At 68.5% G+C, this 16,936-nt stretch carries 6 protein-coding genes; 4 read left to right on the forward strand and 2 right to left on the reverse strand.

Annotated elements, in window-relative coordinates; all coding sequences use genetic code 11:
* Positions 1 to 1,046 precede the first annotated feature (1,046 nt).
* The 4 genes from C6376_RS46265 to C6376_RS46585 all read left to right on the forward strand — a co-directional run bounded on the left by C6376_RS46265 (position 1,047) and on the right by C6376_RS46585 (position 15,849).
* Positions 1,047 to 6,884, forward strand: a complete 5,838-nt coding sequence (locus C6376_RS46265; protein ID WP_107449383.1) for a DEAD/DEAH box helicase — start codon at positions 1,047 to 1,049, stop codon at positions 6,882 to 6,884.
* A gap of 2 nt (positions 6,885 to 6,886) precedes the next feature.
* Entirely contained in the window at positions 6,887 to 9,151 is a 2,265-nt protein-coding gene (locus C6376_RS35860; protein WP_107447221.1) for a hypothetical protein, read from the forward strand.
* 8 nt (positions 9,152 to 9,159) lie between these two features.
* Positions 9,160 to 14,976 carry a hypothetical protein gene (locus tag C6376_RS35865; RefSeq protein WP_107447222.1) on the forward strand — a complete coding sequence of 1,939 codons (5,817 nt, stop codon included), beginning with the start codon at positions 9,160 to 9,162 and terminating at the stop codon, positions 14,974 to 14,976.
* Positions 14,977 to 15,753: 777 nt separating this feature from the next.
* Positions 15,754 to 15,849 carry a hypothetical protein gene (locus C6376_RS46585; RefSeq protein WP_367881094.1) on the forward strand — a complete coding sequence of 32 codons (96 nt, stop codon included), beginning with the start codon at positions 15,754 to 15,756 and terminating at the stop codon, positions 15,847 to 15,849.
* On the opposite strand, the gene C6376_RS35870 is transcribed toward C6376_RS46585, so the two are convergent.
* Both C6376_RS35870 and C6376_RS35875 read right to left on the reverse strand, forming a co-directional pair.
* Entirely contained in the window at positions 15,841 to 16,407 is a 567-nt protein-coding gene (locus C6376_RS35870; RefSeq protein ID WP_107449384.1) for a transposase, read from the reverse strand. The two genes, C6376_RS46585 and C6376_RS35870, sit on opposite strands and share 9 nt — an antisense overlap.
* Positions 16,323 to 16,862, reverse strand: a complete 540-nt coding sequence (locus tag C6376_RS35875) for a winged helix-turn-helix domain-containing protein (RefSeq protein ID WP_107447223.1) — start codon at positions 16,860 to 16,862, stop codon at positions 16,323 to 16,325. Before C6376_RS35875 ends, C6376_RS35870 begins: the two co-directional genes overlap by 85 nt.
* Positions 16,863 to 16,936: the final 74 nt, after the last annotated feature.

The following is a 16,936-nucleotide window of genomic DNA, read 5'->3' on the forward strand; positions in this document are numbered from 1 at the left end:
GGTGCCTAGAAGAAACCGGGCTTCTTCGGCGAGTAGCTCACCAGCAGATTCTTCGTCTCTTGGTGGTACATGAGCAATACCCTCGCTGACCTGCGGTGACGGTGCGGTACCGGTGGGCGGGTGACTTTATGGTCCGCGTATGGCCCGGATCTTGGTCAAGGACGAGTGACCCGAAGCCGCCTCTCGGCCTTCTCCATACGCGTCGTTCACCGACGCAGCTGCCGCTGGTAGTCACCGAAGGGGGCGTAGCAAAGCCATTGTTCGGTCCAGGAGCGGGCTTCCGGACGTCGTCGGCGGCCGAAGAGCGTCGAGGAAGCGAACCTCACCGTTGGGTCGAACGGCGGACTCAAAAGCCGGCTGCCGTCACACCGGTGAGCACCGCGATACCTTCGGCAACCGGCATGGGCGGGACCATCCCTGTGGCAGCCGAGAGAGCGCACGGTCCCACTCATTACGGGCACGTGCGAGGGGCTCCCCCCCGCTCGCGGGGTCGTTCCCGAGCGCACGATCACCGTGACGCCGATGCACCGCTGCTCCCCGCGCTGGCGGGGCTGTTCCCGACTCGCGAGACGACATCGGGAACTGATGTGCTCCTCAAGGGGTGTTCCCGTGCTGGCGAACGACCATCCGGACGGTGTCGGCTGCTCCCTCCCTGCGGGGGCCTCAGCCGGACGAACGGGACAACATCGCGACCTTCACCCCGTGCTTGTGGGATGTTCGTGGCCGATGGCTGGTCAGTGAGAAGGGTCCCAGGGTTTTAGGCTTCAGAAGAGTCGTTGTGCAAGGTCGGCAACCGCGGGTCCGTCAGCGGTGGCGAGCAGCGCGGAGGTCTGTGCAGGCGACCTCATGGTGGTGCCCGAGGAGCCTGCTGAGCGCACCCCGCATCTGGGGGAGGTCGCATCCGAACCAAGTCGGGAAGATGGGCGAATCGCTGGTCGACCTGGGATAAATGTGATCGACTTAACTCTCGGTCAAGGCTAGGGAGACGCCGGGTGTCGGACGCGTTGATTCGCCGGTTGGCCGAGCTGCTGAGAGAGCACGGTGCCATGGACTCTGACACCCTGCTGCGCGTTGCCCGCGAGTTCTGGCCCGGGGTGAGTCGCCGACGTCTGGCTCAACTGGTCCGCGACGCCGAGAGCCTGGGGCTTGTAAGGACAAGTGATGGGGTCGTCGAGGCATGTGTGGTGGCCGACATCACGGACTCGGAAGAGGGGGACGGGCGCAGACCAGGCGTGTTACGAGCGGTGGTGCTGGATGTCGAGGCCGCGGTCCGGCCCAGTGCCCAGCATTCCGGTGGGGAGCGGCGGATCTACCAGCTCGGTGCGGTGCGGCTGTCCGCCGATGCCGGATGGGTGGACGAGGCACCGGAGTTCGAGGCATGGCTGCGTCTGCCCGATCCGGAATGGGAGGAGCTGATCCGCGGCGATCAGGCCCTGGCCCGGTATCGGGAGGAAGTCCGGGCAGCCGAGGATGTGTTGGGCGCCTTTCGGGAGTGGCTCGGGGACGCCGACGCGCTGGTGGCGTACAACGGCACGGCCGCGGACTTCGGCTGGCTCGACGAGGAGTGCTCTCGGGCAGGGCTCCCCGTGGTCGATGGTGTGCTGCGGGTGGACGCGCTGTACCTGGCACAGGCGGTGTGGCCGTGGCTGGACTCCTACCGGCTCGCTGATGTGGCCGCGTCGGGAGGAGTTGCGACGCAGGCCGGGCGGCTGCATGACGCTCTCGTGGATGCCCGGGTGACCGCACTGGTCGTGGGGGCGGCGGTGGAGGTCGTGGCCGGCTGGTCGGAACCGTGGTGGCGGCTGGTGGCGTCCGTCGGGACGGGATCCGCCGCGTGGGAGCTGGTGGCGTCGCTGACGGACCGGAAGCCGGTCGGGGGCGTGGACGACGAGAGCGTCGCCGAGTTGCTGGCGGTTGCACTGCACGAGTGGGGCGAGCCGGTCCGCGCGCCGGACCGAGAGAGTCCGGGCCTGGCCGCTCTCACGCTTCCGGCTCAACTCCTGGGTCCTGGCGGTCGGGTGGACCCGCACCGGCTCGCTGTGGCCGTCGCGGCGGGCAGGGAGGTGGAGTGGCGGCCGGCGCAGCAGGAGATGGCACGGTGGCTCGGCGCACAGGTCGACGCCGGGCGGGACGGGTTGTGCGAGGCTCCGACGGGGACCGGCAAGAGTCTGGCCGTGCTGGCGGCGGCTCTGGACTGGTTGGCGGCCGACCCTGGCCGACGGGTGGTGATCTCGACCTTCACCCGCCAGCTGCAGGGGCAGTTGGCGGGTGATGTGATGGCCCTGTCTCGGGTGACGCCGGGGTTGGAGTCGCTCGCTGATGTGGTGAAGGGCCGGCGCAATCGCGTGTCGTTACGGGCGCTGGTGGCCGCGCTCGTGGATGCGGCCGAGGCGGCTGGCGGGCGTCGGGCGGGCCGTATTCGCTTCGTCGGCGACGTGATCTTCCGTGAAGTGCTGGTGTGGTTCGTACGTCGCTTGGCGACTGCGCGGGGGCGGGCGCAGGTGTGGTCGGCGCGCAGTGTGGACGTACAGGATCTGCCGGCGTTCCTGGTGGAGTACGTGCAGGCCTTGTCCGGCGGGATGTTGGCGCTGTGGCTGGCGAGTGTGAGCCAGGAGGCGGAGGACTACCGGCCTGGTTCGGGTTCGCCGCTCGCGCCGTGGACGGACTCGGTGGGCGAGGCCGTGGCCGGGCATCGACTTGTGATCGCGAACCATGCGTTGTTGCAGGCGCATGCCGGTGCCTTCGACCGTTCGACCCTGCTGGTGGCCGATGAGGCACACGCGTTGGAGCAGGCGGTAACCGTGGCGTCGACGGCGCAGGTCGACATCCGCGTGGTGGAGAACCTTTTCGCCGACACGGAGCGGTGGGCCCGGGAGTTCCAACGCGCCGATGTCTCGGAGTTCGCGAGGCTGCTGCGCGAAGGGCAACGGCTGCTGGAGACCGAGGCGATGCCCCGTGCGGCGCAGGGGGTCTTCGACGCGGTGGGAGGCGAACCGGGACGGCGCGTCGCGACTTTGGCGAGTCCGTACGGGGGGCTCATCACGGTGGCCGGGGCACGTCAGCTGCTGGGGCGCCTTGAGCAGCTGGGCGGCTGGGCTCAGGCAGCGGGCCGGGAGTTCGCGCGGCTGACGCGGCTGCCGGAGGTACTGCAGGCGCCGTGGTGGGAACGCGAACGTGCCGCACTGCTCATCGCGCGTGTAGGGATGCTGGCGCAGGAGGCCGCGACGGTGGTGGCCGACGCTCGCGCTGTGCTGGGGACGTCCCCGGACCCGGTGGACACCACGGACGAGGCGGCTGGTGATGACGGAGACGACGAACCGGAGTGGGACGAGGAGCCCTCGGAGAGCACGCAAGACTTGGTGGACGAGCCGCTGCAACAGGTTCTGCCCGGGCTGACGGCGAGAACAGGTCTGGCGAATCGAGTGGTCTTCGCGAGCGAGGGCGGCGAGGTGACCGCCGCGGTGACGGCGCGCCGCTACCCCTTCTCGGTCTCCTCCGCACCGATCGAACTGAGCGGGGATCCGCAGTGGCACCGGGTGCGCAGTGGCTTCGGCCGCATCCTCTATGTGTCGGCGACCCTCACGGTCGCGGGGTCCTGGGCCTTCGTGCGGCAACGTCTCGGCCTGGGCAGTGAGGTGGATGGGATCGCGCTGCCGAGTCCGTTCGACGCCTCCCGGCAGGCCCGGCTGCTGTGTCTCGCGGATTTCCCGAGCTGGGCCGAGCATCCGCAGGCCGCCCACCGTACGGTGGCGCACCAGTTGGCGGGCTACGCGCGTGAGGTGGTTCGTGAACGGCACGGGGCCTTCGAACACGGTGCGCTGGTGCTGACGACGTCTACGGCGGCGGCGGAGGCGGTATCGGAGCGACTGTCGGAGCAACTGGCTGTGGACGGCGCTTCACTGCCGCTGGCGGTGGCGCCGCTGCTGGGCAACGCGAGAGCGGCCAGGGAGTTCCATGACCTGGGAGGCTTCTGCGTCGCCACGCGCGGCATGTGGCAGGGAGTCGACTTCCCCGCACGGCGGCTGGGCCTGGTATGGATCAATAAACTTCCGTTCGCACCCTTCGCGGACCCGATCATCGCCGCTCGGCGCGCGGCAGCCGCGGAACGGGCGAGGGCAGCAGGGGTGGCCGACCCCGAGGCAGCCGCTACGCGTGAGTACTACCTGCCGTTGGCGGCGATGGACCTGCGCCAGGCCGTGGGACGGCTACTGCGCTCGGTGGACCACCGGGGTGTCGTCGTGATCAGCGACCGGAAACTGGCCGGGACGACCGCCCTGCGCCGCGCCTACCGCCAGGTCTTTCTGGAGTCGCTGGATCAGGGACTGCTCACAGCCGATCCGCTCACGGGCGAGGCGGCGGGCGGGAACATCGTGACGATGGCTGAGGGATGGGAGATCATCTGGCGCTTTCTTGCCGAGCAGGGGCGCCTGGACGCCTCGCGCGCAGAGGAGTTGTGCACACCGCAGGCGTTGGAGGAGCACACGTTGCTGCCTGCCACGCGTCTGATTCGCCAGGCAGGGCTCAGTCCCGAGGAAGTTGTGCGTGCCCGCGAGGACGGGACGCTCCCTTCCCTGCTGGCCGAGCGTTGCGAGGCGGTCGCCGGACACCTGCGCTTCCAAGACGGCCCGATGACGTTGAAGCCCGAGCAGCATGCCGTGTTCCGCGCGGTGGGGGAGAACCGGGATGTGCTGGCACTGCTGCCCACGGGGTTCGGAAAGTCGTACACCTTCCAGCTGCCGGCGCTGGTCCTGCCTGGCGTGACCGTGGTGGTCTCGCCGTTGGTGGCGCTGATGGCGGACCAGGCACTGGAGCTGTCGTCCGCGGTTGGCGGCGCGGTGCGGGCGCTGGTCGGTCCCATGGCGGAATCAAACAGCCGCAGCGGGAAGACCGAGGTCGCTGAGGAACTCCGCGGGACCGGTCGGCACGGCATCAAGCTGGTGTACGTCTCCCCGGAGCGACTCGCCGATCGACGTTTCGCGGATCTGCTGAGGCAGGCCGCGCGCACCGGTGTTCTGGAGCGGGTGGCAGTAGACGAGGCGCACACGTTCGTGCAGTGGGGTGACGACTTCCGTCCGGGGTTCCGCCGCGTGGAGGTGTTGCTCCGCGAGTTGCGAGAGCGGTTCGGGGTGCGGGTCACGGCGGTGACCGCGACGGCGAACCGGCAGGTTCGAGCCGGTCTCCGGGAGGGACTGTTCGGCCTGGAGAGCACGGCGGCGGGCGATGAGACTCTGGTGACGGTGCAGGCATCACCGCTCCGGCCCGAACTGGCGGTCTATCGACGGACGATGCGGTCGGGCGGCCCTCAAGCCGTCGCCGGTCTCGCCGAGCGGGTCGCAGAAGCGTGCGAGGACCATGCGATCTTCTACTGCCTGACGGTGAAGGAGGTCGAGGCGCTCTACGCCCATCTGCGCGAGTTCGCTGTCCAGGGCAGCCAGCGCGTGAGGCGCTTCCACGGCAGGCTGTCAGAGGCGGAGAAGGCCGCGGTGCTCACGGAGTTCAAGGAAGCGCCGGGCCCCGGCGAGGACGGGTTCGCGCCGCTGCTGATCGTCGCGACGAGTGCCTTCGGGCTGGGGATTAACCGCCGCGACATCCGTTGTGTGTTCGTGGTGTCGCCGCCCACGGACTTGTCGGCGCTCTACCAGCAGCTCGGTCGGGCGGGCCGGGACCAGGCCGGGCGAGCGCAGAACGAGGTCGACGCCCCGTCGACCGGTATGGCACTCGGAACGGGGCGCGGGCTACGGACCGTGGCCTGGCTGGCAGCCCAGGGCCTGTCACCCGATGTACTGCGCCGACTGGGCCAGTCGGTGCTGCGAGCCGGTGCCTCCGGGATCCTCGACCCGGAGCGGCTCGCAGCCGACTGCATGGCCGCCGACCTCCAGGCGGGCCTGCTGCCGGCTCAGCAGGCTCAGCAGATGGCCGTGTGGGATACATACCGCACTTCCGTGGTACGCGCGCTTGCCGTCCTGGCCTCGCTGGACGCGCTCACCGACTTGGGTGACTTCCCCGAGCGCGTGCGGATCACGCCGATACCCAGCGCACTCCGCGCCGTCGGCTCCGAATGGGGCCCGGCCGCGGCGGTAGTCGGCGATCTCGCCGAGCAGAGGCCCGGAAGCCACCAGGTGACCGATGTGTACGCGCTCCTTCAGGACAGCGCAGCGGGTCCGGTAGTGCCCGACCCCGCCGCCGCGTGGACCGCGCTCGCGGCCCTGCACGACCTGGGCGTCGTCGACGTCTCCCAGGCCGGTAACCGGCGCACGCTGACGGCGGTTCGGGTACCCGACGGCACGGCTCTGCCGGACACCTTCGACGCCCGCATGCGCGCCGCCCGTGAACGCGCACGCCAGGACCTCGCCGACCTGCGCGACTGGTACAGCGCCGCCGACTGCGCGACCGAGGCGTTCAGCGTCTACTTCACCGGCAGCCCGCTCGGTGGCGACGGGCACGTGTGCGCGACCTCGGCGACCCGTTGCTCGGCCTGCTGGGCCACCGACGTCTCTGCCGCGAAGACACCGCGGCTGCTGCAGGCCTTGAACACCCCGCGGCCGCGCCCGGCAGTGCACCGTGACAGCGAACCCTACCGGCGCGCGGCCGACCAGTGGATCTACGCCTTGCTCTGGGACAACTACCGAGGCCTGACACGGGCGATGATCCGCCGGGTGCTGCGCGGCGAGGAGACCTACCTCTCCCGCAAGGACGGTGTTCGCAGACCGCTGTGGCCCCGCCTGCTGTACCACCGACTGCGCGGTGTGGATCCCGGCATCCACTCATCGGACGTACTCGCGGCCCTCCAACGCCTCCATGCGGACGACCATGTACTGCCCACAGAGGACGGGGCCCTGTGGCGGCTGCGCCGCTACGCCGAGCACTCGCCGCAGGAGGTGTGAGCATGCTGCCCCTGACGGAGCCACCCGCGTGGGCGCCCTTCGACGACGAACCGCTGTTCGTACCGGAACTGCTGCTCGGCGCGGATCAGATGGATACGGCTGTCGCGGAACGTACGAGCCGCTATCTGCGCCAGGTCGCGGTTGCACGCGGCGGGGCCCTGCACCTCGCCTGTGCCTGGAACGCACTGCACTTCGGCTTCGACCTCGCCCTCGGCGCCTACCACTCGGCTTTACTGGATCCGGAGTGCTTCCACGCGGTCCGTCCCGCCGCGGACGCGGCCCGGTCCGCGGTACCGGTCGGCGCGTTCATCCGCATTGAGCGCGGAACACGCTGGCTGTGGGCGGAGGCCGTGGGCAAGTTCGGCGCGTCCCGGGAGTGTGACGACGACGGTTGGATGCCCGCCGCCCGTTCGGGCGACCGCGCCGGCTTCCTTCGTCCAGACGGCCTCTGGGAGCGCGAGGAGACCCTGGTCGTGGACACCGGCGCGTTCGGCCCGCCCTCCGCGATCGAGCTGAAGGAGACCGCCAGACTGCGCAGGTCCGGACTCCTCGACACACGTGGGCACCTGACGTCCACCGCCCTGTACCAGACGCCTGACCTCCCGCTGCTCGACGACGCGGCGTTCTACCAGAGGTACCTGCTCACCGAAGCACGTCCCCTGCTGGCCACCGGTCCGCTCGCCGGGCTCATCGACGACCCTCACGACACCGACCTGCTGGACCAGGCACTCGCCGCGAGCTTCGACACCATCGCCGACCTGCTCCGCCGTTCGCCCGGCCTGCGTACGTGGGGTCCGTACGCCGTGACCGCGATCGACACGGTCGGCCTGCCGGGCTCCATGGTCGACGAGGTCGCCCAACGGGTCCACCGTGCGCGTACCGGCCCACCGCGCTACACCGCGATCTGGCCTCTGCTATGTGCCGCCGCCGACGCGGCAGGAGCACGGGACCTCACCGAAGGTACGAACGCGCTGGTCTCCCAGGCTGTCGTCAACCTCGCGATCGCCGACCGTGCGGCCCAGCCCACGCCACAGGTCGACCTGCGTATCGACGACCTGTGGCAACAAGGCGGCATCTGGCGTGCACAGCAGCCTCCCGTCCCTTGGTATGTCCACGGCGTCGACCCGCTGGTACCGCTGGGTGTCGGACACCACGAGCACACGGGCTCCCTCCCCGCCACACCGCCGGACCTCGACCAGGCCCCCGTCCGGCAAGAGCCGTCAGGGGAGCCCTGCACCCCGCCGGAGGACACTTCGGCACCAGCCCTGCCGGAGGAGAACGCACCTGACGAACCCGTGCCGGCCGTCGAGCATCTCGACGACAGCCTCACCGTCTACACCTGCTCTCTGCTGCCGCGCCACATCGACGACGGCACCCTTCCGCTGCCGACCATCGCCCGGGAGGATTTGCCAGACGGCCCGTTCATCCTCGAACTACATCACGACGGTGATGCGGAGGACCCCCGAGAACCACAGGAAATCGGCCTAACAGGTGCAGGGTTGACCGGCGTAGCCTGGCCATGGTCGTTCTATCCCGGCATCAAACTCACCGTCACCGTGCCGCGCGGGGGACGTCGTCTGCACGCCATCACGGCCCCGCTGGACGAGCCCCTTCATCTCGACGGCCACGGCCCGTTCTCCTGGGCCTGCGACATCGGCGTCCTACGACGCCACCTCGGCCTCACACCGCAAGAGCCGGAGCGGCAGCCCCCGGCTCCTCGGCGGCCAGCGCGCACCGGGTACGCCCCAGCGGTCGACAGCCTGTGTTCCCTCGTCGTCGCGGGACTGCGCCGCCACGGCACACCGGGCCTGTTCGACGCCCGCTCCATGCGGGGCCACCGACTCAGCGCCGCTCTTTTCGGACCTGGCCCCGTGCCGCCCCGGCTCATGTGGACGGTGATTCACACCTGTGAAGACATGGCCGCCCGAGGGCTGCTGGAGCGCGAGACGGGAGCGGGGGAACCGGACCTGTTCATTTGGTGGCCGGGTGACAAAGCGCCCACAACGCGACAGCGGACGGACGCACTTGAACACCGGGTGCTACGAAATCATGTAAAAGCGCACTACGTACCACCTGATCGTCGTAAGCTCCCCCCGGGGCGGCAGGCAAGCGATCACGCACGCGCCGCCTATGCGCGGTGGCGCATCGAGATGCTCGGTCCGGACGCCGATATAACCCTCCCAGCTGGCTACACCTTCGTCCGCGGTCATCGGCGCGGCACCGAACAACCCCCTTCCTGGCACGATGACTTGAGCGAATGCACTTGAGGTCCACCATGACGCGACACACATCGAACACTCCTCAGCTGCCCGAGCCGCCGGCCGACCTGGCCGAGAAGCTGCGCGAGGCCATCGATCATCTGGGCAACCCCATCGGGGACGTACTCGCCGCACTCGATGCCACGGCCTTACTCCAACTGCTGCAACGCGTACGCAACCGTGACCGCATCGCCATGCTCCAGAATCTGCGTGTGCCCTCCGCCCGGCTCAGTTCGCGGGCTGCAGAGCAGTGTCTTGCCACACTGCGCAAACGCAATGCCGATACGCAGATGCGGGCTGCGGGCACCATTTCCCAGCCCACCATCAGAGCGCTTGCCGGCGCCCTTCACGACCATGAGTGGCATGGTGGTGACCACCATCTCGACCAAGCCGTCGCCGCGTTCTCCGAGTCCCGTCCGGAGCTGTTGCTGGCCGCCTTCTCGGCTCCTTTCTTCTCACCTGGCCACACCGCCCTCCTGCGCCACGCATTGCAGAGGTACCCCATGCCCGCGTGGCCGAAGGAGGATGTGCATAACACCATCGACGCCTGCTCCGCCCTGGAGCGAGCCTGGCTCCTTCTCGTGCCCAATTCCCAGAACGGTCGCCATGACGAGACGGGGCCGTCACAGGCTGCGAACACAGGCCTCGCACCTGACCATTCGTCCGCGGGAGGGGAGCCGGAACGCGCCGATTGGAGCACCCGGGCCGAGGACCTGGATGCGCTGCTCGTCTCTGCACGATCTGCCGCAGCGCGCGTCACCGCCCATCTGACGTCGGAGCGGGTGCCCACCCACGACGACATCGCCGCCCTCACCGCTCTGCGGAGTGCCGCGATCGAGTTGCACGAAGATCTCGGTACCCGGGTCTCCGCGGCCGTGCCGCCGGATCCGGCCGATGTCCGGTCCTTGTGCGCCGCCGCCCGTACTGCCGCCGCCGAGCAGACGCAACAGGCGGTAAATCGTGCGTTGTTGTTGCGTGTCGCCGCGCTCAAGGGCCCGTCCGGCAGCACATCCCTGGAGTCCGTCCGCGAACAGGCACTGCGGCTGCTCGACGCCCCCGCGGCCGATTCGGAGCATCTGCGGTTGCTCGTCGCGCTGGCGGATGCCCACGAGGGTGACGACGACTCAGCGGTCGATGAACTCTTTGCCCTCCTCAAAGAGGCACCCCAGGACGTCAGCAGCGTCGCCGCACTGATCCTGCGCGGAAAGGTGACCGCACAGGACGGCTCGGCAGGCGACGCAGAGGAGCCGCCGGTCGATCCCCCCAGTACACAAGTGCCACCTACTGATCCCGCCCCCGAATCCACCTCGGCAGAGTCTTCCGACGAGGTGCCCGATCCAGAGACGGCCCCACCGTCCGAAGCCGCTCATGTCACCTCACCCGCGATCGTCCGCACCGAGTCGCCGTTGCCGGAGGACACGGCGACCGAAGCACTGGCACCGTCCGTCACCGAATTGGCGGCACAAGAGCCTGTTCCCGCCGACATCGCGCTGATCACGCGTCTGATCTCCACCGGCGAACTCGCGCTGGCGGGACACGCGGCCCACGCCGCAGGCCGTCCCTCCCTCCGGCAGGCGCTGGAGACCCTTCAACTGGCGCACTGCGTGCGTTCGGAGATGGGCCCGTGCGCCGGCGCCGTACGCGAGCGCATCGACCTGGAAATCGATCACCCGAGCGTGACCGGTCACGACGAGCGTATGTTGCTGCTCGCTGCCGCCCTCCGAGCAGCCCTTCTCACCGCCGACCCCAACGCCGGCGAACTGGTCAACGCCCTTGCAGCCAACTGCTCCGGCATGACACACCTTCAGCAGCTGTGCCGCGCGGTGGGGACAGCCTCCGCACGCGGTCAACTCAGCGCAGCAGACGGCCTCAACGTCTTCGAGAGCATCACCGAGGCCGACACCGAGGTCAGCCGGGCTTCGGAGGATGCCCGCCTGCACCTCGCAGCGCCGCGCCACCTGCACTTCCCCCGCGCAGAGGCGATCGTCCGCTCCTGGTGGGACGCCGACGGCCTGATCGGGTCACTGGTCGCGACGGCGGCCGGCGACCTGCGCGACCGCGCCGACCAGGTCGCCGCCCAGGTGCGCCGACTCACTACTGCCGCTTTGGCCAAAGAACTCAAGGACATCGACAACCGGCTCCGCCGCAACAGTGCCGTACTGCAGGGCGCTGCTCGGCGCCGCATTCTTCAGTACGCCGCGGAGTCGCTCGACATCGTCAACACCTGGTTGCTGGCCACCCGCAGCGCTGCCCGTAGCCCCTCGCTGAACAGCGTGCTCGCGAATCTCCGCCGTGACGTCCGCGCGCAGACCGACGACGCCTACACCGAGCTGCGCGCTCATGCGGACACCGTCTCCGAGTCCTTCAGTGCCGTCGTGACCGAGACGGTCCTGGACAGCATCCGGACAACTACCCGGTTGCTGGACGGCGCCACACTGCCCGGCGCCGAGCCTACGCCGGGCAGCGCGCTCAACGCCGACCTGCTGCGCTGCTCCCGTCTCCCGCTGACCAGGGCGCTGGAACCGGCGCGCGAGGTGACGTTGGACGACATCGTGCACGCTCAGACCCGTACCTGGGCACAGGCGGCACGTGACCAGGCGGACGCTGGCAATTTCGCGGCGGCACGTGCGGCGGTGGAAGCGGCCGAAGGCGAGTCCGAGGACGACGACACCTCCCTGCGGGACGCCGTCGAGCAGGCCCGCGGCCATGCGCTGGCCACGGCACGCGCGTCGATCGACGAGATCCGCGGCATCGTGGCGACAGCCACACGACAAGGTCGCCTTCCCGAACCGGGCCGCTCCGATGTCACGGCACGGGTCGAGGCCGCTGAAACCGACCTGGCAGGCGACGACTTCAGCGCTGTCGACCGGCAGATCGGCGCGATCAAAGACATCATGCCCCGGCTTGCCGACCGGGCCGGGTCCGACCTCATGCAACGTGCCAAGGAGGAGATCAACAACGCGCAGGGAGGCGTCCCCAGCGACGTCATGACGAGAATCACGCAACTCGTCGACGTAGGGGACTTGGCGACGGCGGAGGACTACCTGCTCACCGCGCTCGCCGGAGAACACCCGCCCACCTCGGCACCGGAGAACGACCTCGAACAGTTTTTCCCCTCGGTGCCCGACAGCCTCCCCAAGGGCATCACACCGGAGCTCATCGAGGCTGTTGACGGTGGTGGCACGCACGCCGGTCTGGACTTCTCCCAACTGCGCACCCGCGAGCGCAATACCACTACGGAGACGCTGCGTGCCTGGGCGCAACTCCTCAGGAACTGGCGCACCCTCAAGAGCGGCAATCATCTGCTCCGCAGCGCACTGCGCATCGCGGGAATCGAGTACGGCAGCGAACACCCGGTGGGTCCGTACGCCCCTAACCGGAGGTGGATCGAACTCACCGATGTCCAGCTGCTGGGTGGATGCCGGCTCCCGGCCTTCGGCTCCGAGGCGGGCGGCCGACTGCGCGTACTCCTGACTCCCGATGTGTCGGACGTGACCACCCTGACCGCGTGGGCTGACCAGGACACCAGCACTCTGCCCATCCTCGTCGTCGTCCTGGGCACGCTGCCCGCCGCCTCCCGTTGTGAACTCGCTCTACAGACGGCCAAACAGCCCATGAAGCCCATGCTGTGCCTGGACGCCGCAGCCGTGGCCTACTTGGCGTCCAAGGCCAGCAACCGGTTCACCACGACGGAGCGCATCCTCGCGCCGTTCGCCGCCACCAACCCCTACCGCCCCGACGCGAATGAGTCCGTCCCCAGCGAGATGTTCTACGGGCGCCAGCAAGAACTCAGCGACATCACCTCCATGACAGGCGCCCAGCTGTTGTATGGAGGACGCCAGCTCGGCAAGTCGGCGCTCCTGCGCGCCGCCGCACGCCGTTTCGAGACGACGCCGGGTCATGCCGCGCTCTACATCGCGTTGCCCACCACGCTCGGGCTCGGTCAGAAGACCGACGAGCTGTGGGACATGATCGGTCGTGAACTCGACCGCAAGGACATCGGCCCGCCGGTCCGGCAGGCCAGGCGTGGCACCGCGCAACACCGTGTCACCGCCGCCATCACTGCCTGGCTCGACGACGACCCTGCCCGCCGGCTCCTCGTCCTGTTCGACGAGTGCGACATCTTCTTCGATGCCGAGGCCCAGGAGAACTTCCCGCAGACGACGCGCCTGCGGGAACTCATGAGCAACACCAACCGCAGGTTCAAGCCCGTCTTCGCCGGCCTCCACCAGGTGCAGCGTTTCTCCGGCCTGCCGAATCAGCCTCTGTACGACGCCCACTTTGGCAAGCCCGTCGTCATCGGACCGCTGGCGCCGGCACCGGCCTTCCGACTCGTCCGGCAGCCCCTGGAAGCTCTGGGAATCCGGATCCCTGACGAGCTCATCCATCGGATCCTTGCCTACTGCAACTACCACCCCAAACTGCTTCAGCTTGCCGGACAGGCGCTCGTGCAGGCTTCTCTCAACACCCGCGTCAGCACGCCGCCTGCTCCCGGCACACCACCGTGGCATGTGGACAACGCCGTCCTCGAAAGGGTCATCGGGTCGCAGGATCTCACCGACCGCACGCGCAACACCATCAACCTGACCCTCGAACTGGATCCTCGCTACAAGCTCATCGCGCTCGTTGTGGCCCTCGAAGCACACGCGGGCGGCGTCGATCACCGCATGCCCACCCGGGCGCTGAGCAGGGCCTGCGACGAATGGTGGCCGCAAGGGTTCACCGGCCAGGGCCCCGACGAGTTCCGCGCGCTACTGGAGGAGATGACCGGCCTGGGGATCCTGGCCGGCGACCCGCAGGGCTGGCGACTGCGCTCTTCCAACGTCCTTCGCCTCCTGGGAAATCAGCATGCAATCGAGGAGGCTCTGGAGAACCACGACACTTCCAAGCCGCTGACCAAGCTCACTGCGGCCCAGGCGAGGCGGCCCATCACCGCCGACAGCCGCATCAGCCCGCTCACCGAACAGCAGCTCGCCCGCCTCACCGCTCCGGGAAATGAACTGCGAATCGTCATCGGCAGTACCGCCACCGGGCTGGACACTGTCGAGGCCGTGCTTGCGGACCAGCAGAACAGGGCTCCTTCCAAGCTGGAACCCATCGTCTCTTCCAAATCCCCACAGCAATACAAGGACCTGCTCAGTACGGGCCGGCCCGGCCCCATGCACCGCATCGTGGTGGTGAAACTCAGCCGTTTGAAAGATCTGGACAAGGCTAGAGAGAGCCTCCGGCAGGTGGAAACGGTTCAGCCGCCGGCCGGTGTCACTAGGACCGTTGTGGCGCTGGCAGACGCCTGCAAGGCCGAGCATGTGGCGCTCGCGGCCGAGTTCGATCCCGACAACGCCCTGATCCCGCTGCGCCGGGTCACTCTCGAAGGAATCAGCAGTTGGGCCACGGACGTGGAGGCACTCGAGCCCTTCGCGGAGACGGAGGCCCGTAACCGGCTCATGGAGGCCACCGGGGGCTGGCCGATTCTCCTGGACGCAGCACTCGCACAGGCCCGACAGGGCCGCCGCGTTCCGGCGATCTGCAAGAACGTCAGCGAGGCAGTCGCCACCGGTGATCTCGGCACCGCCCTCCTGGATGGGCTCGGGCTCACGGCGTCCCCTGACATGGGCACACTCCTGACCGAGCTGGTTGCCTTCGACGAGCCTCTGCCGTGGGACGACCTGGTGGAGCTCCTTCAGGACTGCCACCCCGCACCGCAACGGGCCCTGGAAGTGCTGTGCATCCTTGACGTTCTGGCCCAGGACGACGAACAGCTCTACCAGTTGGACCCGACGGTCCGCCGAGCCTGGCCACTGCAACAGCGCGTCAGGAGCTCCTCTCTTGCCTGAGTATGGTTCCGGTGCCAGCAATGGCGCCGGACCACCCACGAGCCGTGTGGCGCATCGTGGTCGCTATGCAGAAGCAGGTGGTGGCATGTGTTTTAGGCGGAGCGGTGGAGCCACAACTTGCGGAGTCCAATTGTGGTCACCGCGATCTGTAGAGGTACATCGGTCGGTAACAGCGCCGGGCTCCGGTCCGGCGGCTCACCGACCGCCTCTGTCGGGACCGGCCAGGTACGAAGATCAAGATTTTCGACAGCTTCTCTCACTGCTGTCAGGCGCCGAGATGTAGATGGGCTGGCTACCCAGAGGGGCGGCGTCAGAGGGAACTGGTTCTCTGGATTCCCGGAATGAGTTGTTTGCCGTCCGCCCGGGGTGGCCTGGGACTCTGTGGTGATCATGACTTCATGATCGTCTGTAAAAAATCCTGAACGTGGTTTGCGTGGCCGCCGCCGCGAAGGCGGCCGGGGGTTTCCAGAGGACGGGCAACGACCTCCCCACCTTGCCGCGAATCAACCCATAAGGAGCGTGAGCGGCTCCGCGGCATTGTGTCCACCGCTCTCCGCTACCTGCGCGAAGCAGGAGAGGGCCGCAGGGCGGGCCGGATCGAGCGAGGTCTGAACGGGAGGTAGTTCAAGTCGGTCGGAGTGTCAGTGGTCGCCGCGATACTCAGAAGATGTGCAACTGACTTTCAGGCGCCTGTCCAGGAGTCCTCGACCGAGTAGGAACGAATTGACACCCGAGAGCAACGCGGTGCCCGACCGCGACCTTTACCTTCTGACGCAGATGCGAGAGGCTTTCGGGCGCGTGGTCTACAGCCACAAGACTCATGAGAAGCAAGCGGACATTTGCTTCACTACTGACTTCGGCTCGTCAGGGTGACGCTGGTTCGTCGAGGGCCAGGCCGGTGCCCGCTATGAAGCCGTCGAGGATGCCGGACCGGTACTGAAGGCGCTTGAGCCTGTTGCGCACGAGTGCTTCGAGCCGGTCGAGGGCGACGACGGCGAGGTTGGCCAGGCTGCGTTTGACGTGCGCCCATACCCACTCGACCGGGTTGAGGTCGGGTGAGTAAGCGGGCAGCAGGAATACCGTCAGCCACTCACGCTCGGCGATCAGCTCGCCCATGGCGCGGGAGACGTGGGTGTTCAGGCGGTCCCAGACCAGCACGATGGGCGCCTTGACGAGCTGGTGGACTCCGTCGATCAGCGCGATGAAGTCCCGCTCGCCCATGCTGCGACGTTTGCCTTTGCCCGCTCGGTGGGTGCGCAGGCGGTGGCACAGCCGGGTGCGGGAGCCGGGCCGCATGGCGATCATCCCGGCCACGGACAGTCGTCCCGAGCGTCGTCCGCTCACCGTCACCTGCGGGGTGTGGCCGCGCCGGCCCCAGGTGCGTCCTCTGGGCGGTCGGCGGGTGAAGCCTGCCTCGTCCTCGAAGCAGATGTAGCCCCCACAGGCCGCCCGGGCTCTTTTACCTCCGCCCAGGTCGCCTCCTTCCACGCGATGACGGCCTGCTCGTCGCGCTCGGCGACCCGCCGCGCAGGGACCTGCGGGCTGAAGCCGAGCCGGTGCATCAGCCTCGTCGAGCCCGAGACGCTGTAGGAGACGTGAAACTTCCTGCCGATCAGCGTGGCCACCCTCGCCGCGGTCCACACCTGGTCCTCCGTCCAGCCGTGCGCGGCCGGACCCTGCTCGAGATACCTGGCGAGCTTTTCCAGACAGCGTGGCGAAAGGCGACACCGACTCCCGCTCGGTCCTCGCGAAAGCATCTCGTCGGCACCGCCTTGCCGCCACAACTGCTGCCACCGGTAAGCCGACTTCAGACTCACACGCAGCTGCCGGGCCACCTCGGGCGGTTTGACCTGCTGCGCGAACAGTTCCGCCGCCTGTAACCGCACCGCTTCCCGACGCCGCCGTGCTGAAGACGTCAGCCCGCCCCCATCCGCGTATCTCACACACCACGGACTACCGA

It is taken from the genome of Streptomyces sp. P3 (assembly GCF_003032475.1).
Taxonomy (GTDB): Bacteria; Actinomycetota; Actinomycetes; order Streptomycetales; family Streptomycetaceae; genus Streptomyces.